The organism is Streptomyces sp. NPDC047982 (assembly GCF_043204165.1).
Classification (GTDB): Bacteria; Actinomycetota; Actinomycetes; order Streptomycetales; family Streptomycetaceae; genus Streptomyces.
The window spans coordinates 200,569-220,242 of the sequence record NZ_JBIDBS010000001.1; the positions used below are offsets into that span (position 1 = coordinate 200,569).

The 19,674-nt window shown below is 69.0% G+C and carries 19 protein-coding genes and 1 riboswitch; of the genes, 10 read left to right on the forward strand and 9 right to left on the reverse strand.

Annotation, left to right across the window (positions count from 1 at the left end):
• Positions 1-10: 10 nt before the first annotated feature.
• Both ACGF2V_RS00875 and hisC read right to left on the reverse strand, forming a co-directional pair.
• A complete protein-coding gene (locus tag ACGF2V_RS00875; protein WP_362705748.1) occupies positions 11-1,522 on the reverse strand; it encodes a cytochrome ubiquinol oxidase subunit I in 1,512 nt (503 codons plus the stop codon).
• A gap of 383 nt (positions 1,523-1,905) precedes the next feature.
• Positions 1,906-2,985 (reverse strand): histidinol-phosphate transaminase, encoded by a 1,080-nt coding sequence (hisC, locus tag ACGF2V_RS00880; protein WP_362627113.1) that lies wholly within the window; start codon positions 2,983-2,985, stop codon positions 1,906-1,908.
• A gap of 414 nt (positions 2,986-3,399) precedes the next feature.
• Here hisC and ACGF2V_RS00885 point away from each other — a divergent pair, with 414 nt between their 5' ends.
• From ACGF2V_RS00885 to ACGF2V_RS00895, 3 genes are all read left to right on the forward strand, one after another.
• Complete coding sequence (locus ACGF2V_RS00885; protein ID WP_362627116.1) at positions 3,400-4,512, forward strand: LacI family DNA-binding transcriptional regulator; 1,113 nt, start codon at positions 3,400-3,402, stop codon at positions 4,510-4,512.
• 199 nt (positions 4,513-4,711) lie between these two features.
• A complete protein-coding gene (locus ACGF2V_RS00890; RefSeq protein ID WP_362627119.1) occupies positions 4,712-5,770 on the forward strand; it encodes a metallophosphoesterase in 1,059 nt (352 codons plus the stop codon).
• A gap of 194 nt (positions 5,771-5,964) precedes the next feature.
• The gene (locus ACGF2V_RS00895) at positions 5,965-6,783 is read left to right on the forward strand and encodes a hypothetical protein (protein WP_362627122.1); all 819 of its coding nucleotides are present in this window, start codon (positions 5,965-5,967) and stop codon (positions 6,781-6,783) included.
• 106 nt (positions 6,784-6,889) lie between these two features.
• On the opposite strand, the gene ACGF2V_RS00900 is transcribed toward ACGF2V_RS00895, so the two are convergent.
• Both ACGF2V_RS00900 and thiC read right to left on the reverse strand, forming a co-directional pair.
• Positions 6,890-7,117, reverse strand: a complete 228-nt coding sequence (locus ACGF2V_RS00900) for a GNAT family protein (RefSeq protein ID WP_362627124.1) — start codon at positions 7,115-7,117, stop codon at positions 6,890-6,892.
• A gap of 99 nt (positions 7,118-7,216) precedes the next feature.
• Complete coding sequence (thiC, locus tag ACGF2V_RS00905; RefSeq protein ID WP_362705744.1) at positions 7,217-9,031, reverse strand: phosphomethylpyrimidine synthase ThiC; 1,815 nt, start codon at positions 9,029-9,031, stop codon at positions 7,217-7,219.
• Positions 9,026-9,159: riboswitch (TPP riboswitch) on the reverse strand. It overlaps the preceding gene by 6 nt.
• A gap of 71 nt (positions 9,160-9,230) precedes the next feature.
• Between thiC and ACGF2V_RS00910 the strand changes: the two genes are divergently transcribed.
• Positions 9,231-10,565 (forward strand): YibE/F family protein, encoded by a 1,335-nt coding sequence (locus ACGF2V_RS00910; RefSeq protein ID WP_362627130.1) that lies wholly within the window; start codon positions 9,231-9,233, stop codon positions 10,563-10,565.
• Positions 10,566-10,684: 119 nt separating this feature from the next.
• On the opposite strand, the gene ACGF2V_RS00915 is transcribed toward ACGF2V_RS00910, so the two are convergent.
• The 4 genes from ACGF2V_RS00915 to ACGF2V_RS00930 all read right to left on the reverse strand — a co-directional run bounded on the left by ACGF2V_RS00915 (position 10,685) and on the right by ACGF2V_RS00930 (position 12,945).
• The gene (locus ACGF2V_RS00915; protein WP_362627132.1) at positions 10,685-11,122 is read right to left on the reverse strand and encodes an SsgA family sporulation/cell division regulator; all 438 of its coding nucleotides are present in this window, start codon (positions 11,120-11,122) and stop codon (positions 10,685-10,687) included.
• A 101-nt stretch (positions 11,123-11,223) separates the two neighbouring features.
• Positions 11,224-11,994 (reverse strand): helix-turn-helix domain-containing protein, encoded by a 771-nt coding sequence (locus ACGF2V_RS00920; RefSeq protein WP_362705741.1) that lies wholly within the window; start codon positions 11,992-11,994, stop codon positions 11,224-11,226.
• A 249-nt stretch (positions 11,995-12,243) separates the two neighbouring features.
• A complete protein-coding gene (locus ACGF2V_RS00925; RefSeq protein WP_362627138.1) occupies positions 12,244-12,456 on the reverse strand; it encodes a DUF5326 family protein in 213 nt (70 codons plus the stop codon).
• Between the two features lie 171 nt (positions 12,457-12,627).
• On the reverse strand, positions 12,628-12,945 hold the full coding sequence (locus tag ACGF2V_RS00930) for a cupin domain-containing protein (RefSeq protein ID WP_362627141.1): 318 nt from the start codon (positions 12,943-12,945) through the stop codon (positions 12,628-12,630).
• A 69-nt stretch (positions 12,946-13,014) separates the two neighbouring features.
• Between ACGF2V_RS00930 and ACGF2V_RS00935 the strand changes: the two genes are divergently transcribed.
• From ACGF2V_RS00935 to ACGF2V_RS00950, 4 genes are all read left to right on the forward strand, one after another.
• A complete protein-coding gene (locus tag ACGF2V_RS00935) occupies positions 13,015-13,392 on the forward strand; it encodes a phage holin family protein (protein ID WP_362627144.1) in 378 nt (125 codons plus the stop codon).
• 66 nt (positions 13,393-13,458) lie between these two features.
• Positions 13,459-14,589 carry a cystathionine gamma-lyase gene (locus ACGF2V_RS00940; protein WP_362627147.1) on the forward strand — a complete coding sequence of 377 codons (1,131 nt, stop codon included), beginning with the start codon at positions 13,459-13,461 and terminating at the stop codon, positions 14,587-14,589.
• 185 nt (positions 14,590-14,774) lie between these two features.
• A complete protein-coding gene (locus ACGF2V_RS00945; RefSeq protein WP_362627150.1) occupies positions 14,775-15,671 on the forward strand; it encodes a LysR family transcriptional regulator in 897 nt (298 codons plus the stop codon).
• 63 nt (positions 15,672-15,734) lie between these two features.
• Positions 15,735-16,214, forward strand: a complete 480-nt coding sequence (locus ACGF2V_RS00950; protein WP_362627153.1) for an NUDIX hydrolase — start codon at positions 15,735-15,737, stop codon at positions 16,212-16,214.
• 197 nt (positions 16,215-16,411) lie between these two features.
• Here ACGF2V_RS00950 and ACGF2V_RS00955 read toward each other — a convergent pair whose 3' ends face one another.
• A complete protein-coding gene (locus tag ACGF2V_RS00955) occupies positions 16,412-17,593 on the reverse strand; it encodes an FAD-binding oxidoreductase (protein ID WP_362627155.1) in 1,182 nt (393 codons plus the stop codon).
• A gap of 461 nt (positions 17,594-18,054) precedes the next feature.
• On the opposite strand from ACGF2V_RS00955, the gene ACGF2V_RS00960 reads away from it, so the two are divergent.
• Both ACGF2V_RS00960 and ACGF2V_RS00965 read left to right on the forward strand, forming a co-directional pair.
• Positions 18,055-18,336 carry a hypothetical protein gene (locus tag ACGF2V_RS00960; protein ID WP_362705738.1) on the forward strand — a complete coding sequence of 94 codons (282 nt, stop codon included), beginning with the start codon at positions 18,055-18,057 and terminating at the stop codon, positions 18,334-18,336.
• Between the two features lie 249 nt (positions 18,337-18,585).
• Positions 18,586-19,458 carry a GNAT family N-acetyltransferase gene (locus ACGF2V_RS00965; protein ID WP_362627196.1) on the forward strand — a complete coding sequence of 291 codons (873 nt, stop codon included), beginning with the start codon at positions 18,586-18,588 and terminating at the stop codon, positions 19,456-19,458.
• Positions 19,459-19,674 lie beyond the last annotated feature (216 nt).

The following is a 19,674-nucleotide window of genomic DNA, read 5'->3' on the forward strand; positions in this document are numbered from 1 at the left end:
CTCCTCGGCCTCAGTAGGAGAAGGCCATCGGCCGGTCGGCGTCGGCGTGCTCGTCGCCGCCGATCTTGGTGGGCGGGTTGAGGTCGGCCTCCGTGAGCTCCGGCGGTCCGGCCTTGATGTACTTCACGAGCAGCTTGACCTCGATCACCGCGAGGATGGCGTAGAGCAGGGTGAAGCCGATCATCGACGTGAGCACCTCGCCCTGCGAGACGCCGGGGGAAACCGCGTCCCGGGTCTGGAGCACTCCGTAGACCACCCAGGGCTGGCGGCCCATCTCGGTGAAGATCCAGCCCCAGGAGTTGGCGATCAGCGGGAAGGCCATGGTCCAGAGCGCCAGGATCCAGTAGCACTTGGCGAACTTGGGGCTGAGTGCCTTGTTCTTGAAGAGGACCAGATGCGGTACCTCGTCCTCTCCGGTGCGCAGCGCCGGAGGCAGCATGAACTTCCTGCGTGTCAGCCACAGCCCGAGGAGGCCGAGGGCGAAGGACGCCATCCCGAAGCCGATCATCCAGCGGAAGCTCCAGAAGGCGACCGGGATGTTGGGCCGGTAGTCGCCGGGACCGAACTTCTCCTGCTCGGCCTTGTTGATGTCGTTGATGCCGGGGACGTGCGAGGTGAAGCTGTTGTCGGCGAGGAAGGACAGCATGCCGGGGATGGAGATCTCCACGGTGTTGTGCCCCTCGGCCACGTCACCGACCGCGAAGAGCGAGAAGGGCGCACCGCTCTCGCCCTCCCAGAGGGCCTCGGCGGCGGCCATCTTCATCGGCTGCTGCTTGAACATGACCTTGCCGAGCTGGTCACCGCTGACGGCGGTGAGCAGTCCGGCGATCACGACCGTGACCAGGCCGAGCCGCAGCGAGGTCCGCATCACGGGGATGTGCTTCTTGCGCGCCAGGTGGAACGCGGCGATGCCGACCATGAACGCGCCTCCGACCAGGAAGGCGGCGGTGATGGTGTGGAAGAACTGGGCGAGGGCGGTGTTCTGCGTGAGCACCTGCCAGAAGTCGGTCAGCTCGGCCCGGCCGCGCTCCTCGTTGATCCGGTAGCCCACCGGGTGCTGCATCCAGGAGTTGGCCGCCAGGATGAAGTAGGCGGACAGGATGGTGCCGAGGGACACCATCCAGATGCAGGCGAGGTGGATCTTCTTCGGAAGCTTGTCCCAGCCGAAGATCCACAGCCCGATGAACGTGGACTCGAAGAAGAACGCGATCAGCGCCTCGAACGCGAGCGGGGCACCGAAGATGTCGCCGACGAACCGCGAGTAGTCGGACCAGTTCATGCCGAACTGGAACTCCTGGACGATGCCGGTGACCACGCCCATGGCGATGTTGATCAGAAAGAGTTTGCCCCAGAACTTCGTCGCTCTGAGGTACTTCTCCTTGTTCGTACGTACCCAGGCGGTCTGCAGACCCGCGGTGAGCGCGGCGAGAGAGATCGTCAGCGGAACGAACAGGAAGTGGTAGACGGTGGTGATCCCGAACTGCCAACGCGCCAGTGTTTCTGGCGCCAGCGCTAGCTCCACGTCGCCTTCTCCTTACATCGCCGTGACCGCACGGGCAGTCTGCCCGTTAAATCCGATTAATCACGGGAAGAACAGACATGCTTGTGAACGCGTTCACATTCACAATTAAAATTATGACGCACAGCCTTTCGGGACGTTCGGGCGGGGTACCCCTCTCTCGGGATGTTCCGATCAATCCGCCTGAAGCAGACACATGGGCACACCGGCGCCCCGGCACGCCCGAACCCGGACACCCGCGCACGAAAAGGCCCCGTATCCCGTCCGATCGGGATACGGGGCCCGAAAAACCCCGTGCGCGAGCCCCGGTCCGCACGCCGCTCCACGGCTCCCCGCAGGACCGCGCCGCCCCGCGCCTTCCCGCGGGGCGGCGCCGCGCTGCGGCTCTACAGCTCCCTGCGGTACGACTCCGCCACCTTCAGGAACAGATCGTTCGCCTCGTCCTCACCGATCGTGACCCGCACGCCCTCGCCCACGAACGGCCTGACCACCACACCGGCCCGCTCGCACACCGCGGCGAAGTCTGCCGTGCGCTCCCCAAGCCGCAGCCACACGAAGTTCGCCTGCGACTCCGGCACCGTCCACCCCTGCTCCGCCAGCGTCCGCTGCACCCGGTCGCGCTCGACCACCAAGGAACCCACCCGCCCCAGGAGTTCGTCCTCCGCGCGCAGCGAGGCGACCGCGGCGTCCTGCGCGAGCTGACTCACCCCGAACGGCACCGCCGTCTTGCGCAGCGCGGCCGCCACCGGCTCGTGCGCCACGGCGAAGCCGACGCGCAGTCCGGCCAGACCGTACGCCTTGGAGAAGGTGCGCAGCACCGCCACATTGGGCCGGTCCCGGTAGATCTCGATGCCGTCCGGCACCTCGGCGTCGCGGTTGAACTCGCGGTACGCCTCGTCGAGCACCACCAGGACGTCGCCCGGCACTCGGTCCAGGAAACGTTCCAGCTCGGCCCGGCGCACCACGGTGCCGGTCGGGTTGTTCGGGTTGCAGACGAAGATCAGCCGGGTGCGCTCGGTGATCGCCCCCGCCATCGCGTCGAGGTCGTGCGCCTCACCGGCGGTCAGGGCCACCTTCACCGAGGTCGCGCCGCTGACCTGGGTGATGATCGGGTAAGCCTCGAAGGAACGCCAGGCGTAGATCACCTCGTCGCCCGGGCCCGATGTCGCCTGGATCAGTTGCTGCGCCACACCGACCGACCCGGTCCCGGTGGCGAGATGCGAGACGGGCACGCCGAAACGGTCGGCCAGCTCGTTCATCAGCCCGGTGCAGGCCATGTCCGGGTAGCGGTTGAAGGTCGCGGCCGCCGCCAGCGCGGACTCCATCACTCCGGGCAGCGGGGGGTACGGATTCTCGTTGGAGGACAGCTTGAAGGCGACCGGTCCGTCGGCCGCCGCCGGCTTGCCCGGCACATAGGCGGGAACGCCGTCCAGCTCGGCGCGCAACTTGGGGCTCGTCTCGCTCACCGCAGATCCTCCTCGACCGTCTGTACACATCAATACTGCTCACCTTATGAGGATTGGGCGCCGCTGCGAATGGCCCAGGCGCCTTCGGACGCCCGGTGCGGCCGGGCGTACGGGGAGGGTCCGTGCACCCAATCGTCCGGTGCGACCGGGAATGGGGGAGCGCGTTCAGCCTTGACGCGCGCCGTGGCTCACGCCGTGGCGCGCGTCCCTCGAAGAGGTGAGATGAGACCTCTTCGAGATATCGACCATTTAGTAGGGCCATCGGGTTCAGCACATCACACGCCACGGCCCATACGCCCAACGACCTGGCGTTACAAGGTATTTGACGCACTCTGATCATGCAGAAACGTGCCCGTCAACGCGTGAATATGTGACCGGTCCGACCTCCCGCGCGCGCCCTACTATCGGCTCGCCATGACAGCAGCAGGGAAGCACCAGGTGAGCCGGGCGGAGACGCCCCGGCGCGGCAGCCGGCGAGGACGAGCGGGAATCCGGGACGTGGCCGCCGCCGCCGGGGTCTCCATCACGACCGTCTCCGACGCGCTCAACGGCAAGGGCAGGCTCCCGGACGCCACCCGACGCCATGTCCGCGAGGTCGCAGAGCGCCTGGGCTACCGCCCGTCCGCCGCGGCCCGAACCCTCCGTACCGGCAAGTCCGGCCTCATCGGCCTGACCGTGACGACGTACGGGGACGAACCGTTCACCTTCACCGAGTTCGCGTACTTCGCCGAGATGGCCAGAGCGGCCACCTCCGCGGCGCTCGCCCGCGGCTACGCCCTCGTCATCCTGCCCGCCACCTCGCGCCACGACGTCTGGTCGAACGTCGCTCTCGACGGCACCGTCGTGATCGACCCCTCCGACCAGGACCCGGTCGTCACGGAGCTCGTACGGCAGGGGCTGCCCGTCGTGTCGGACGGACGCCCGGCCGGCGCCCTCCCGGTCACCGCCTGGGTCGACAACGACCACGGAGCCGCCGTGCTCGACCTCCTCGACCACCTCGCCTCCGCCGGGGCCCGCCGCATCGGCCTGCTCACCGGCACCACGACCGACACGTACACCCGCCTCTCCACCTCCGCCTACCTGCGCTGGTGCGAGCGCGTGGGCCAGGACCCGGTGTACGAGTCGTATCCCGCCCACGACCCGTGCGCGGGCGCGGTCGCCGCCGACCGGCTGCTCGCCCGCCCGGACCGCCCCGACGCCGTCTACGGGCTCTTCGACCCCAACGGCACCGACCTCCTGGCGGCCGCCCGCAGATACGGGCTGCGCGTCCCCGAGGACCTGCTGCTGGTCTGCTGCAGCGAGTCCACCGTGTACGCGACGACCGAGCCGCCCATCACCACCCTCTCGCTCAAGCCGCGCAGAATCGGCACGGCGGTCGTCCAGCTCCTCATCGACGCCATCGAGGGCGTGGATCACGGCGGCCCGGTGGAGCAGGTCATACCGACGGAGCTCATCGTCCGGACGTCCTCCCAACGCCGTCCGCCCCGCACCACGGTCAGCCCGCCGCGCTCTCCCGCCAGGGACTGAACCGGCAGCTCCCCCGCCAGGGATTGAACAGGTGATTTCGGACCAAACGGCCGGTGAGCCTGACATGCTCCGGGATTCACCACCCCTGGTGCGTCACACAGCACGATTCGCATTCCTATGATGGGCGCACGACACCGCGGACCGCCCCGACCAGCAGGCCCGTCAGGTGTACGGCGGCGCGACGGTGGTGGAGGGGTCGATGACACAGGGGGCCGGTCAGGAACCCGTGGTGCGGACTGCGACGTTGCGCGACTTCCGCGTGCCGCCCTACGCGCAGACCCCGGTGCCGCCCGCGTCACCGCATCCGGGCGACGTCCTGCCCGCGGACGCGCTGCCGGAGGGGTACACGCCCACCGAACGCGACCTCCCGGTGATCAACCGCGGCGACACCGTCCAGGTACGGGCCGTGCCCGAACCCTGGCCGGCCCGCGAGCCGGGGCTCGGGCCGCTCTACGTCGTCGGCGACGTCCACGGCTATCTGGACGAGCTGCTCGCCGCCCTCGCCGAGCAGGGCCTCATCGACTCCGACGGCAGATGGTCCGCAGGCAATACCCGGCTCTGGTTCCTCGGCGACTTCACCGACCGCGGTCCGGACGGCATCGGCGTCATCGACCTCGTGATGCGCCTCTCCGCCGAGGCCGCCGCCGCGGGCGGGTACTGCAAGGCGTTGATGGGAAATCACGAACTGTTGCTCATCGGCGCCAAACGGTTCGGCGACACGCCGGTGAACTCGGGGGCGGGCACCGCCACCTTCCAAGCCGCCTGGCTGCTCAACGGCGGCCAGAAGAACGACATGGAGCGGCTCCAGGACGTCCATCTCCAGTGGATGTCCCGCCTCGACGCCATCGTCGAGGAGGACGGGCACCTGCTGATGCACTCCGACACGACGGCGTACCTCGACTACGGCAGCACCATCGAGGACGTCAACGACACAGTGCACGCCATTCTCACGCGCAACGACGCCGACGAGTGCTGGGACCTCTTTCGCAAGTTCACCAAACGGTTCGCCTTCCGTGACGACGCGGGACCGCAGGCTGTGCGGGAACTGATGGCCGCCTACGGCGGACAGCGCATCGTCCATGGTCACAGCCCCATTCCCTACCTCCTCGGCGAGGTCGGGTCGGAGGACGGAGAGGACGGTTCCGGTCCGGTGGTCGAAGGCCCGCACGTGTACGCCGACGGGCTCGCCATCGCCATGGACGGCGGAGTGACCATGGCCGGAAAGCTGCTGGTCGTCCAACTCCCCCTGCATGACTGACGGTTTTACGGGGAAACGCATCCACGACCTGACCACGCCGAGCACCGGGCCGCGCACTGGGCCTATTTCCGGAAACCCCCTGTCACCCCGTGCCGTGGGCGCTCTACCATCGGCGTATCCGTAGCAGGCTCTCCTCCGTTTCCGCCCGAATGCCCGGCACGAACGGGCGATCGGGCCCGACGGAGCATCGGGGGATGCACATGAGAAGCGCGCCGCACCTGCTCACCGAGGACCGCCCCGAGTACGAGCGGATCCTCGACGACGCACTGCGCCACGCCCATCGACGGCCGGATCTGGCCGCGGTCGGCGAACGGCTCAACGCCGTACAGCTGCGCACCATGGCGCTGGCCGCCACGGAGATGATCACGGCGACGGCCGCCACCGAGTACGACCACTACGTAAGGGCCCGTGAGGAACTGCGCGGCACGGCCGACGGGGAGGACCCGAGCCCCGGATCCGGCACGGACCTTCCGAGCCGGTCGAGCGCCGGAGCGGGAGCGGTCGTCACGGTCCTCGCGCCCGTGCTCGCCGGCACCGCCGCGTTCATATTCCTGCTGGTCGGCTATCTGCTGAAGCTGCTCAGTCCGCCGCCCGCCTTCGCCTCCACCATGGTCACCGCGGGCTGGTTCTTCGCCGTGGTCATGGCCGCCGCCATCCTGGTCGCCGCCGTCGGGCTGCTGATCACCGCGCTGCGCAACGGCTCCGCGTCGGAGAACGCCGTCCGCGACGAGATCGAGCTGCCGGAGGACGTGGCACGTGCCCGGGAAGCCTGGCGCCACGCACTGCTGGAACGCGGCATCCTGCCGTTCCTGCGCGACGCCCTCGACGACCCCGAGGCCGCCTCCGCCGCACGCACACCGCAGCGCTCACCGAACCGCATCCCGAAAGTCGGCTACAGCAGACCCGACTTCTCCGGCCCGGACGAGGGACCTGCCGCAGGTCCCCGCCCGACCTTCACCAGTCCGGACTTCACCAGCCCCGACTTCGGCAGCTCCGAGCACGAAGTGGAATGACCGAGCCGCCGCACACGCCCCTTCCCCGTCCCCCGTCACGCAGGCCCCGCGCGCCCCTCCCCCGCTCGGACCCGGCCGACGAAGAACGCGGGCGAGACGCACCCGATCACAGGTCCCAGGACCTCGGACGCGCCAGCCCCTCCCACTCGGGACGGAGGAGCGAGAACACCACGATGTCGTACCGCCGCCCCCGGTGCAGGCACGCCGACCGGCTCACTCCCTCCCGGGTGAACCCCGACTTGTCGAGGACGGCGAGCGCAGCCGCGTTGTCCGCGTGGCTGATGGCCCGGAGGCGATACAGGGGAAGCTCCCCGAACGCCAGGTCCGTCAGCACGTCCAGGGCGTCCGTGGGCCCGGGAGCGAGCGAGCAACGAGGGACGAGGGTGCGGAACCCGGCGGTCCGCCCCCTCTGTCGCCCCGGCCGGCCGTCACCTCAGTCCGCGACGGGCAGGTAGACACGGTTGCCGGCCGCCGCGAACTCCTTCGACTTCTCCGACATCCCCGCCTCGATCTCCGCTTGTGACACCCCGTGTTCACGCCGGATGTCCTGAGAGATCTTCATCGAACAGAACTTCGGGCCGCACATCGAGCAGAAGTGCGCCGTCTTCGCCGGCTCCGCGGGCAGCGTCTCGTCGTGGAACCCCCGTGCCGTGACCGGGTCGAGCGCCAGGTTGAACTGATCCTCCCACCGGAACTCGAACCGGGCGTCGGAGAGCGCGTCGTCCCAGTCCTGCGCCCCCGGATGCCCTTTGGCGAGGTCCGCCGCGTGGGCCGCGATCTTGTACGTGATCACGCCAGTCTTCACGTCGTCCCGGTTCGGCAGCCCGAGGTGCTCCTTGGGCGTCACGTAACAGAGCATCGCCGTGCCCCACCAGGCGATCATCGCCGCGCCGATGCCCGAGGTGATGTGGTCGTACGCCGGAGCGACATCGGTGGTCAGCGGGCCGAGCGTGTAGAAGGGCGCCTCCTCGCAGATCTCCTGCTGGAGGTCGATGTTCTCCTTGATCTTGTGCATCGGGACATGGCCCGGGCCCTCGATCATGGTCTGGACGCCGTACCGCTTGGCAATCGTGTTCAGCTCACCGAGCGTGTGCAGTTCGGCGAACTGCGCCTCGTCGTTGGCGTCCGCGATCGAGCCGGGGCGCAGCCCGTCGCCGAGCGAGTACGTCACGTCGTAGGAGGCGAGGAGTTCGCAGAGTTCCTCGAAGTTCTCGTAGAGGAATGACTCCTTGTGGTGCGCGAGGCACCACGCCGCCATGATCGAGCCGCCGCGCGAGACGATGCCGGTCTTGCGGCGGGCGGTCAGCGGAACGTACGGCAGGCGTACGCCGGCGTGCACCGTCATGTAGTCGACGCCCTGCTCGGCCTGTTCGACGACGGTGTCCTTGTAGATCTCCCACGTCAGTTCCTCGGCCTTGCCGTCGACCTTTTCGAGGGCCTGGTAGAGGGGCACGGTGCCGATCGGCACCGGGGAGTTGCGCAGAACCCACTCACGGGTGGTGTGAATGTCGCGCCCGGTGGAAAGGTCCATGACCGTGTCGGCGCCCCAGCGCGTCGCCCACGTCATCTTCTCCACCTCCTCCTCAATGGAGGACGTCACCGCGGAGTTGCCGATGTTGGCATTGACCTTCACCAGAAACCGCTTTCCGATGATCATCGGCTCGGTCTCGGGATGGTTGACATTCGCCGGCAGCACGGCGCGGCCTGCGGCGATCTCCTCGCGCACCGCCTCCGGCTCGACGCCCTCCCGGATCGCCACGTACTCCATTTCCGGAGTGATTTCGCCCCGCCTGGCATACGCGAGCTGGGTCACGGGCCGGCCGTCCCGGCTGCGGCGCGGCAGCCGGGGCCGACCGGGGAAGACCGCGTCGAGATTGCGCAGCCCTTCTCCAAGCTCTCGGCTTCGCCCGAGCAGGGGAGACCCCATACGCGGCGAGGTGTGCTTGAGCCCGTCGTCCTCGGGGCGGGCGGGGCGGCCCGGGTACTCCTCGGTGTCGCCGCGCGCGGTGATCCAATTCCCCCTCAGCGGCGCGAGTCCGCGACGGACGTCGGTCTCGACGGTGGGATCGGTGTACGGCCCCGACGTGTCGTACAGCGTCACGTCCTTGCCGTTCGTGAGGTGCACCTGACGGACGGGCACACGGATGTCGGGGCGTGAGCCCTGGACGTATCCCTTGTGCCAGCCGATGGACTTCCCGGCCTCGTCGCTCTGGCTGGAGGCAGGCGTGCGTGTGTCCGATGTGGTCATGGAGACCTATCTCCCTACGCCGGCATTACCCGGTAACAGGTTCGGCGGTCGGCGCAGCCCCTCCCGTACGGACGTACGGATATCAGCGCCCTCTCAGCCCGGTGCTCCGAGCTCCCGCGTGTGCAAAGGTTCCTCCACGCTAGCGCCCTGTCCGGTGGAATGAACAGAGGGTCCCTTGCCTCCTTGCGATGATCGCCCGGTGACGTCCCTCCCCAGAGCTTCCGAACCACCGAGCCATCAGCACGACCACGCACATGGCCATGCGCACGCCCACGGACCCGCCGCGCCCGTCTCCAGGCATCTGCGGAAGGTCATCGCGGCCGTACTGATCCCGTTCGCCGCCGCGGTCCTCGTCGGACTGGTGGCGCTCTGGCCGGGCGGTGCGCCACCGCACGAACGGACCGGTGTCGGCTTCGACCGGCAGACCCAGCAGGGCAAGGTGGTGGATGTCGCCCCCGTGGGCTGCAAGGAGGTGAACGCCTCCCAGATGCCGGTCGGGGGCGAAGCCGCTCCGCCGTCGACCGGCCGCACCGGGCTGTGCGCGAAGGCCACGGTCGAGGTGACGACCGGTCACGACAGCGGGCGGAGGTTCGTGGAGGTCGTCCAGCCCGACGCATCACGTCAGTTGCGCGAGGGGCAGGGCGTGGTCGTGGCGTACGCCCCTGACGCGCCCCGTGACCTGCAGTATTCGGTGACCGATGTGAACCGGAAGTTCCCGATGGCACTGCTGGCCGGGATCTTCGCCCTGGTCGTGGTCGCGGTGGGCAGAATGCGCGGGGTGATGGCGCTGGTCGCGCTCGCCGTGTCGTTCGCCGTACTGACCCTGTTCATCCTCCCGGCCATCCTCCAGGGCTCGAATCCGCTGATCGTCGCGGTGGTGGGGTCCAGCGCGATCATGCTGATCGCGCTCTACATGTGTCACGGGCTCACCGCCCGCACCTCGGTCGCGGTGGTGGGCACGCTGATCTCGCTCCTCTTGATCGGGCTGCTCGGCTCGCTCTTCATCGGCTGGGCGAGCCTGACCGGCAACACCGACGACAGCACCGGCCTCATCCACGGGCTGTATCCGCGTATCGACATGAGCGGCCTGCTGCTGGCCGGTGTCATCATCGGTTCGCTCGGGGTGCTCGACGACGTGACGGTCACCCAGACGTCGGCTGTCTGGGAGCTCCACCAGGCGAACCCGACGATGGGCGTGCGGGGGCTCTACCGGGCAGGGATCAGGATCGGGCGCGATCACATCGCCTCAGTCGTCAATACGCTGGTGCTCGCCTACGCGGGCGCCGCGCTGCCGTTGCTGTTGTTGTTCTCGATCGCCAGGAGCAGCGTGGGCACGGTGGCCAACAGCGAGCTGGTGGCGGAGGAGGTCGTACGGACGCTGGTCGGTTCGATCGGGCTGGTCGCCTCTGTGCCGGTGACGACGGTGCTCGCCGCGCTGGTGGTGTCCGCGGACCGCACAGGGCTCGGCGCGGAAGCCGGAGCTCCAGCACCCGTACGGACCGGGAAGGGCCGCCGTCGCAGGACGAAGCCGTGAGCACCCCGGAACGCACATCGGTCGGCTGACGAGGAGCGGTCCCGAACACGGAGAGCGATTCGCCCATTCGGCGGATGTCATGTTCGACCGGCGGCCCCCGGTCGGCGACACCGTGTTCTTCAGCCGGCGTTCTGCTCCTCGGCGAGGATCCGGCCCAGGGCCTCCTCGAGATTTCCCTCGAAGTCACCCAGCGTGCGCTCCTGCCCGAGCGGCACGAGCTTGTCGGTCCGGTCGAGAAAGGCTACGAGCGGCGCCGAACCAGCCCGGAAGAGAGCACGGTCAGCACCCACCTGGAGCCGGATGTGCACATCGGAAAGCCCTTCGGGTTCCGTGGGCCCGATGTGCACATCGCCGTCGCCACTGGGGCTGTTGAGGCCGTCGAGCAGCAACTCACGGCCGAATGCCCAGGTGACGGGGGCGTCACCTGGAAGATGGAAGGTCATCCGAATCGCATACGGATCACACACTTCGTACCGGAGTTCCACCGGGATCCGGAAAGAGAGCTCCTCGGAGACGAGAAAGCTCATCATGACCTCAGCTTGAACCGACTCGCGCATCGTTCAACCCCGCAGTAGATGAATCTGGCCAGGAATGATCCCCCATGGCCCTATTGACGCCATCGTGGTGCACGCGATAGCAGATCACAAGGAGTGATTTTTCAGATACTGATAGAGAACACGAACGAACGCAAGAGGCTGGCCACTTCGCCACGTAGTTGTTCGACTGCGGGGCGCAATCTGTGTTGTTGTTCCAGGGGTAGCGAAATCGCCATCGCGGCGGCGGTGAAGCCGACGGTGATCGGAATGGCCGCACAAACCGTTCCCAGCGCGTACTCCTCCCGTTCGACGACAGGTTCCATGCGCTCCAGCGCCTTCAGCCGCTCGAGGAACGTCGCGCGATCCTTCACCGAGTAGCGGGTCAGCGGCCGTACCGGATACCGGTCCAGATGATCCTCGCGGGCCTTTTCGTCGATCCGGCTCAGCAGGCACTGGCCGATCGCATGGGCATGCCCGGTCTCCCGGAAGGACACCCACTCGTGCACGGCGGGCGTGGCGGGGGCGTCGGCGACCGCGACGAGTTCGATCTCGCCCTCGCGGTAGATGGCGCAGTACACAGGGGCGCCGATGGTGTCGCGCCAGCGGCTCAGCGACTCGGCCATCCTGCTGCGACGGTTCTGCGGCGTACCCTCGGCGGTCAGGCGCTCGGCCGCGGCCCCGAAGCGGAACACTCCGTTGTCGCGGCGCAGATAGCCCTCGTGCGTCAGAGTGCGCAGCAGGTGATAGGCCGTGGGAAGGGGGAGCCCCGCCTCCCTGGCCAGCTGTTTCGCGGGTGCCCCGTCGCGATGCGCGCTCACTGCTTCCAGCAGCCTCAGTGCTCGCTGCACCGAACCGATCAGCGTCGGGGAAGCAGTGCTCGATGCCGTGGTCAACGGTCACCCCCAGGCGTGGTGACGGGCGGTCAGCCCGCCTGTGGGGGCCTCCCCCACAGACCGCCGCATGGCTGGGGTCCGAGGGCCGAACACCGTGCAAACCTGGTCATGGTGGTGACGGTCAGTTAATTCCCCAGGTGGCGGCAGTGGAATGCCACCATATCGGCCGTATCCTCAGGGTGCGTGGTTTCGTCCCTGGCTTAGCTCAGCTGGGCTAACACCATGGCTGGTTTCCGATCTTCCTACTGCCTACCAGCCACCGCCCGAGGAGGACATGACCTTGCGCACGACGAAGACGAGACCGCCGACCAGGATCACGAAGAGCAGGATCTTGAAGAGCAGACCGATCACGAACCCGAGCAGGTTGGCGATCAGCCCGCCGAAAACGACGATCGCGATCACTGGCACCGCGATCCACTTCACCCACCAGGGCATCCCGGCGAATATCTCCCGTACGGCCATTGTCCTCGCCTCGTCTCTGTGAGTCCCTGCTCCGACAGTCCCGATGCTAGAGGCGCGACGATGCCGGAGGGGCGCTCCGCACCCCTTGCCGTCCCCTGATCGACCCCCTAGGGATCCCTGACACCGGAGCCCGTCCCTCCGGAGGAGCGCCCACTCTGCCCGGAGGGACGCTCAGCTCTCCGGCGGGGAGAAGACGACCATGACCCGCAGGTCCTCGGTGATGTGGTGGAACTTGTGGGCGACTCCGGCGGGTACGTACACCACGCTTCCCCTGCCCACCTGCGTGGTTTCCATGCCGACGGTGATCGAGGCGCGCCCGCTGACGACGAGGTAGACCTCGTCCTCCTGGTGCGGCTGCTGCGGGTCGAGCTCGCCGGCGCTCAGCGCGTACAGGCCGACGGACATGTTCCGTTCCTTCAGGAACTGCAGGTAGGCGCCGTTGTTGGCGGCCCGCTCCGCTTCCAGTTCATCCAGTCTGAATGCCTTCATGCCCGTCCGCCCTTTGTTTCCCGATCCTGCCGGTGTCCGCCACCGACCGCGTCTGCCACGATCAGACACATGAAGAATTTCGTAGTCAAGACGATCGCCAACGCGGGGGCGCTGGCCGTGGCCATCTGGCTGCTGGACGACATCACGCTGGAGGGCGGCAGCACCGGGCGCAAGGCGCTCACGCTGATTCTGGTCGCCCTGCTCTTCGGCCTGGTGAACTTCGTGGTGAAGCCGGTCGTGCAGCTGGTGACCCTGCCGCTCTTCCTCCTCACGCTGGGCCTGTTCACCCTGGTGGTCAACGCGCTCATGCTGCTGCTGACCTCCTGGCTGGCCGGTGTCTTCGACCTGAGCTTCCACGTCGAAGGCTTCTGGACCGCCGTGCTCGGCGGTCTGATCATCTCGATCGTGTCCTGGGCGCTGAACGTGGTGCTGCCCGACGAGGACTGATCCGGCAACCACTGGAACAGTGCGTGGAAGACCGGCCACGGGCCGGGAGCAGCGAGGAGGAGCCGCATGGACACCATGGGCGAGGGAACCAGGGCGGTGCGGGCCGGGCTGCCCGAACCCGAGCAGTACGAGCCCACCCTGCCCGGACCGGTCCTCGCCGCGCACTTCCATCTCTCCGGCGACCCCACCGGGCCGTACACCTACGGCCGGGACACCAATCCCACCTGGACCCACCTGGAACGCGCCATCAGCGAGCTGGAGGCACCGGGGGAACTAGTCGAGACCATCGTCTTCGCCTCCGGCATGGCGGCGGTCTCGGCCGTGCTGCTGTCCCGGGTCCGCTCCGGCGACGTGGTCGTGCTGCCCGACGACGGATACCAGCTGCTGCCGCTGGTGCGCGAGCAGCTGGAGGCTTACGGCGTCGAGGTGCGGACCGCGCCGACCGGCGGCAACGCCCAGCTCGCGGTCCTCGAGGGCGCCGCGCTGCTGTGGATCGAGACGCCGTCCAACCCGGGGCTCGACGTCTGCGACGTGCGCCGGCTCGTCGAGGCCGCGCACGCGGCGGGCGCGCTGGTGGCCGTCGACAACACACTCGCCACACCGCTCGGCCAGCGCCCGCTGGTGCTGGGGGCGGACTTCTCGGTGGCGAGCGACACCAAGGGCATGACCGGCCACGGGGACATCCTGCTCGGCCATGTGACCTGCCGCGCCCCCGGGCCGGCGGCGGGGGTGCGGCGCTGGCGCAAGGTCGTCGGCGCGATCCCGGGCCCGATGGAGGCATGGCTCGCACACCGTTCCCTCGCCACACTGGAGCTGCGCGTCGACCGCCAGTGCGCCAACGCCCTGGTCCTGGCCGAGGCGTTGGCCGGGCGCCGGGAGGTGACCGGGCTGCGGTATCCCGGCCTTCCGGTGGACCCCTCGTACCCGATCGCCGTGCGGCAGATGCGGCGCTTCGGTTCCGTGGTGTCGTTCGTGCTGCCCGACCGGGAGCGGGCCGAGCGCTTCCTGGCCGAGCTGCGGCTGGCCGACGACGCCACGAGTTTCGGCGGCGTGCGCTCCACCGCCGAGCGGCGGGCGCGCTGGGGCGGCGACGCCGTGCCGGAAGGCTTCATCCGTTTCTCCGTCGGCGCCGAGAACGCGGACGACCTGGTGGCCGACGTGAAGCGCGCGCTGGACGCGGCGCTGGGTGTGGACTGACCGTCACGGACGGCCCGAGCCTCCCCCCTCGCGGCTCGGGCCGCCCCGGTTCCTCATGTGAAGAACCGCCTGCCCCAGGCTAGTTGACCGTCCGTCAGTGTCCAATCACCGAAGCGGCACCGACCTATCGACATATTTATAGTTGTACAGGTCCGAAGTGTCGCAACGGTGAGAGGGGACAGGAGATGGACCTGTCCCTGCTGCGTACGTTCATCACGGTGCACCGGGCCGGTTCCTTCACCAGGGCCGCCGCGCTGCTCGGTCTCTCCCAGCCTGCGGTGACCTCGCAGATCCGCACCCTGGAGCGCCAACTGGGGCGACCGCTCTTCCTCCGGGGAGCCCGGGGGGTGACGCCGACCACCGTCGGCGACGAACTCGCGCACCGGGCGGCGCCCCATCTGGACGCGCTGGTCGAGATCGCCGAGACCGAGCTGGACGAGGAGTCGGCCGTACGGACCCTGCATCTGGCCGGACCGCCCGAGTTCACATCGGCGCGCGCCCTCCCCGCGCTCGCACCGCTCGTCGCCCAGGGGCTGACCCTGCGCAGTTCGTTCTTCACCGGCGCCGAGGAAACCCTGGAGGGACTCGCCGCCGGGCACCATGATCTGGTCATCACGACGTCCCGCCCCCGCGGCGGGCTGCTCACGGCGACTCCGCTCTGCGACGAGGAACACGTACTGGTCGCCGCACCGCGCTGGGCCGCGCGCCTGGGCCCAGGAGCCCTGCGGCACGACGGCCCCGTGGTGCTGGAGCAGTTTCCGGTCGTGGAGGTGCACGAAAGCCTGCCGTTCGTCTCCCGGTACTGGTCCGCCGTGTTCGACGGCCGGCCCGCCTCCGCGGGAACCGTCATCGCCCCGGATCTCCGGGCCGTCCTGGAGTGCGCGGTAGCGGGTGCCGGTCTCGCCGTGCTGCCGCGCTATCTGTGCGAGGGAGCGCTGGAACGCGGAGAGGTCGTCGCGCTCCTCGATCCTCCGGTGCCCCCGTTACGCACCTACCTCCTGGCCGTGCGGACCGGGACGCTCGCGCTGCCGCACATCGCGCGGGCGCACGAGTGGCTGCTGCGTGCCGCCGCCAGTTGGTGAGCGCAGGACGGCCCAGCGCCGTCCGGGTGTTTCAGAACCGATTCAGTGGGCCACGCTCTTGCCATGACCGAACGTCCCGTGGTCAAGCGCACCGCACGCGCCATTCTGCTCGACGGCAACGACCTCGTCCTCATCAAGCGGACCAAGCCCGGGATGGACCCGTACTGGCTCACGCCGGGCGGTGGCGTCGAGCCCGGGGACGAGACCGTCGTCGACGCCCTGCACCGTGAACTGGACGAGGAGCTGGGCGCCAAGATCACTGATGTGGTCCCCTGTTTCGTCGACACCGTCGAGCACATCGAGGGCGGCGGGGTGAAGGGCGTCAAGGTCCAGCACTTCTTCGTCTGCCGACTGGAGTCGATGGACCTGTCCCGGCGCCACGGTCCCGAGATCGACGCCCCCTGCGGCGAGTACGAGGTCGTCCGGGTGCCGTTCAGCCGGATGGGCATCGCGGCCGTTCATCTCGTACCGCTGTCACTGCGGCACTACCTGGACGGCAACATCGAGGGCGTACGGGCGATGCACGCACCCGACCTGGGCTGATGCACCAGCCCCGGCAGGCGGGCCGGTCAGCCGGTGCCATGGCTCCGGCCAGTGCCACGCCCGCGGGCCGGGGGCATGCCCCAACGGAGCGTGCCGGGGGCATCAGGGCGTGCCGGGCCACATCGGGGCGTGCCACGTCGGGGGGTGTGCCGTTGCCGTGAGGGCGTGCGCACTCCTCGCCCGTCGCCCGGCGTTCGTCAGGTGGGGGCGACGGCGGCCAGTTCCTCGACGGAGTCGTGCCGAATGCGTTCGACCGGCATGCCGATGCCTCTGAGCGCGTCCACACTGCTGCGGATCATGCCCGGCGGGCCCGAGAGATAGGCGTCGTACTCGTGCCACGGACCGCATTCGCGCACGGCCTCCGACAACAGTCCTCGAAGACCGCCCTCCCGCTCCGGTCGGCCGATGGAGACCACCGGCCGCACCACGAGCCAGGGAAAGGTCTTCTGAAACTGCATCATCGTCTCGATGTCGTACAGGTCGCAATCGCTGCGAGCCCCGTAGAAGACCTCCACGGGGCGCCGGTCGCCGTGCTCCGCGACGTCCTCGACAAGGGCTTTGATCGGCGCGATGCCCGTGCCACCGCCCAGGCAGAGGAGGCCGTTGTGGGTGGAGTGGTCGATCGTCATCGAGCCGGTGGGCGGGCCGAGGCGCACGATGTCGCCGGGTCGGGCCCGGTGCACCAGGGCGTTGGAGACCCACCCGGCCGGGACCGCCTTGACGTGGAAGGTGAGCAGACCGTCGCGGCGGGGCGCCGACGCGAAGGAGTAGTGCCGCCAGACCCGGGGCCACCAGGGCGTCTCCATGGCCGCGTACTGACCGGCGACGAAGGGATAGACCTGATCGGGCCGCACGGTGAGGACTGCTATGTCACGCGTCCTCAGCTCGTGCGAGACGACCTCCGCGTGCCACCAGGCCGGTGCCCACTGCTCGTCGTCGGCAGCCGCGTCGATCATGATCTGCGATATCGCTGTGTAGGCACGGACCCAGGCCGCCTCGGCCTCCGCGTCCCACACGGTGGTCGCGTAACGGCTCAGCGCGCCGAGGAGGGCCTCGCCCACCGCGGGGTAGTGGGTGGCCAGTGTTCCGTACTTGCGATGCCCCCGGCCCAGTTCGCCGAGGTACTCGGTCAGCGCACGGGGGGACTCGAACCGTTCGGCCGCGCCGAGGATCGCGCAGAACAGGCGATCGCGCTGCACGTCCATCGCGACCGGGAACATGGAGCGCAGGTCGGGGCGCCGGGTGAAGAGCAGGGCGTAGAAGTACGAGGTCGCCTGGTCGGCAACGGGCGACATCTCGGTCAGCGTGCGGTGGATCAGAATCGCGTCGGGAGATCTGCCCGTCTCGCCTTCGGTCCATCTGGTGGCCGGAGCGTCCATACTGTGCCTCGCCTTACTGTGCCTCGCCTTGAACGTCTTCTGGTCGTCTCGTACCCGGACGTTCGCGGTCGCTGTCCGCGGACGTGGTCGGGTCCCTGTTTGCGGTCGACGGACGGCTCACCGCCGACGGTTCCCCGCCAGCTCGCCATGCCATGAACGCAGTCCGTCGTGAGCGCGGACCGGACACGTGGCGGAGGTTCTACGTATCCGGATCAGCTTTCCCGTTACGCTCCTTTGCCCCCTGTGCGGGCCATGAACCCACGCGGCCGTTCGCATGCTCGCCATACCGGGCCGCACTCCGTCCGGCCGGTACCGAGAACCGGCGCCGACCTCACCGGGACGCAAGCAAGTGCCCCGCCGGACCGAACCGGGAAGTGGCAGGTCAGACGCCCAGGCTAGTGACGTGCGGTTACTCCCGCCACCGGACGCCCGGCCGACCCGTACCCGGCACCGTGTTTCACGTGAAACCACTCAAGCGCACCGCCCACCGCAGGCTCCTCGTCGCCCATGCCACCGTGTCCGTGAGCCGGTTGGGGCTGCCTGCCGGACTTCTGGCGCTCGGGATCGCGGCCTTCCGCACGAACAAGCCGGAAACCGCTCGGGCAGCCACCCGGGCCATGAAGATCCTCGGGGACAGGCTGATCGTCCCGTCCGCGCTGTTCTCCCCGCTCAGCGGCCTCGCTCTGTCGCTCGGTAGGCCCTGGGGGCTCGCCCGGCATCGGTGGGTCTGGACGAAGTTCTGACTCGCCCTGGTCGCCGCGGCACTGTCGGTCTTCGCACTGCGACCCGCCATCGACGAGGCGGCCCGTGGCTCCGTCGGCTTCGGCCTGGTAGCCCCCTACCTCGATAGCGACGGCCATGCATCTGTTCGGCACGGCAGTATCGGTACTGAAGCCCTGGGGGACGATCCGGTGCGGCCGACGGCTGCACCGCGCAACCAGTACGAGTAAAGAAGTGGACGCGGCGTCATGCCGTCGGACAGCCTGGCCCCCATGCCCACCTCGCTGCCCCGCCCACTCACCGGACTGCCCGTCCGGCGTCTCACCCCGGGCGACCTGGTCGCCTGCTCCGATCTCTGCGAGGACCGCGGCTGGCCACGCGACGAGCACCGATGGGGCCTACTCCTTGCTGCGGGGACGGGCTACGGCATCGACGACCCCGAAGGGGGCGGAGGACTGATCGCCACGTGCGTGGTGACCTCCTACGGTCCGCGACTGGCCGCCATCGGCATGCTGCTCGTCGCTGGACGCCATGCACGTCAGGGGCTCGGCCGGTACCTGATGCGCCATGTGATCGACGAGGCAGATGGCATCCCCCTCAGCCTGTACGCGACATCCGAGGGACGGCCGCTCTATGAACAGCTCGGTTTCAAGGCGGTGGGCCGCGCCGACCGGGTCACCGGCCGCTTCCGGCCGACGGGCGACGACGGGTGCGCCGTGGACATCCGTCCAGCCACGGCGGATGACCTGCGTGCCCTCGTCCGGCTCGACGCGGAAGTCTTTGGCAGTGACCGGACCCATGTCCTCGCCCGGTTGCCCGCGTACGCCGATCATCTCCGGGTCGCGGAGGACGACGGCGGTCTCGTCGGCTACGCGGCGGGCTGGCCGAGCGCCGGCACCCAGGTCATCGGGCCGCTGATCGCCCCCGACAGCCGCACGGCCCGGGCGCTGGTCGCCTCCCTCGCGGAGGCGACGGACCTGCCGTTGCGCGCGGACATCGACGCGCGCCACAGGGCGTTGCTCGCCGGACTCAAGAAGTCTGGTCTGCGAGCGGTCTCCGAGACCACAGTGATGATGTGTGGCGTCCCGGACCTGCCGGGCGACTGGACTCGGCGCTATGCCCCACTGACCGTGGCGATGGGCTGACGCCTCCGGCCCACCGTGGGCCCCGCCTGCTCCCGTTGGTCCCCACGCAGTATCACTTTGCCGTCTTCGGCGCGCCGCAGGCGGCTCCGGCTTCCCGCCGCACCTCCCGATGCATCGGCCGGTACGCGCCACGCGAGCCGGGCCCGGTGCGGGCGGGCTTGGGGACGAAGGCCCGACGCCGGCAGCGGAGGCTCGGAGTGGGGGCCGCGAAGGAAC

What these genes read in the sequence shown, in the direction of transcription:
- ACGF2V_RS00895 (WP_362627122.1), top strand. Translation starts at nt 5,965, where the DNA reads ATGCACATGAGAAGCGCGCCGCACCTGCTCACCGAGGACCGCCCCGAG.
- ACGF2V_RS00950 (WP_362627153.1), top strand. Translation starts at nt 15,735, where the DNA reads ATGACCGAACGTCCCGTGGTCAAGCGCACCGCACGCGCCATTCTGCTC.
- ACGF2V_RS00915 (WP_362627132.1), bottom strand. Translation starts at nt 11,122, where the DNA reads ATGCGCGAGTCGGTTCAAGCTGAGGTCATGATGAGCTTTCTCGTCTCC.
- ACGF2V_RS00935 (WP_362627144.1), top strand. Translation starts at nt 13,015, where the DNA reads ATGAAGAATTTCGTAGTCAAGACGATCGCCAACGCGGGGGCGCTGGCC.
- ACGF2V_RS00925 (WP_362627138.1), bottom strand. Translation starts at nt 12,456, where the DNA reads ATGGCCGTACGGGAGATATTCGCCGGGATGCCCTGGTGGGTGAAGTGG.
- ACGF2V_RS00890 (WP_362627119.1), top strand. Translation starts at nt 4,712, where the DNA reads ATGACACAGGGGGCCGGTCAGGAACCCGTGGTGCGGACTGCGACGTTG.
- ACGF2V_RS00965 (WP_362627196.1), top strand. Translation starts at nt 18,586, where the DNA reads ATGCCCACCTCGCTGCCCCGCCCACTCACCGGACTGCCCGTCCGGCGT.
- ACGF2V_RS00955 (WP_362627155.1), bottom strand. Translation starts at nt 17,593, where the DNA reads ATGGACGCTCCGGCCACCAGATGGACCGAAGGCGAGACGGGCAGATCT.
- thiC (WP_362705744.1), bottom strand. Translation starts at nt 9,031, where the DNA reads ATGACCACATCGGACACACGCACGCCTGCCTCCAGCCAGAGCGACGAG.
- ACGF2V_RS00945 (WP_362627150.1), top strand. Translation starts at nt 14,775, where the DNA reads ATGGACCTGTCCCTGCTGCGTACGTTCATCACGGTGCACCGGGCCGGT.
- ACGF2V_RS00930 (WP_362627141.1), bottom strand. Translation starts at nt 12,945, where the DNA reads ATGAAGGCATTCAGACTGGATGAACTGGAAGCGGAGCGGGCCGCCAAC.
- ACGF2V_RS00885 (WP_362627116.1), top strand. Translation starts at nt 3,400, where the DNA reads ATGACAGCAGCAGGGAAGCACCAGGTGAGCCGGGCGGAGACGCCCCGG.
- ACGF2V_RS00940 (WP_362627147.1), top strand. Translation starts at nt 13,459, where the DNA reads ATGGACACCATGGGCGAGGGAACCAGGGCGGTGCGGGCCGGGCTGCCC.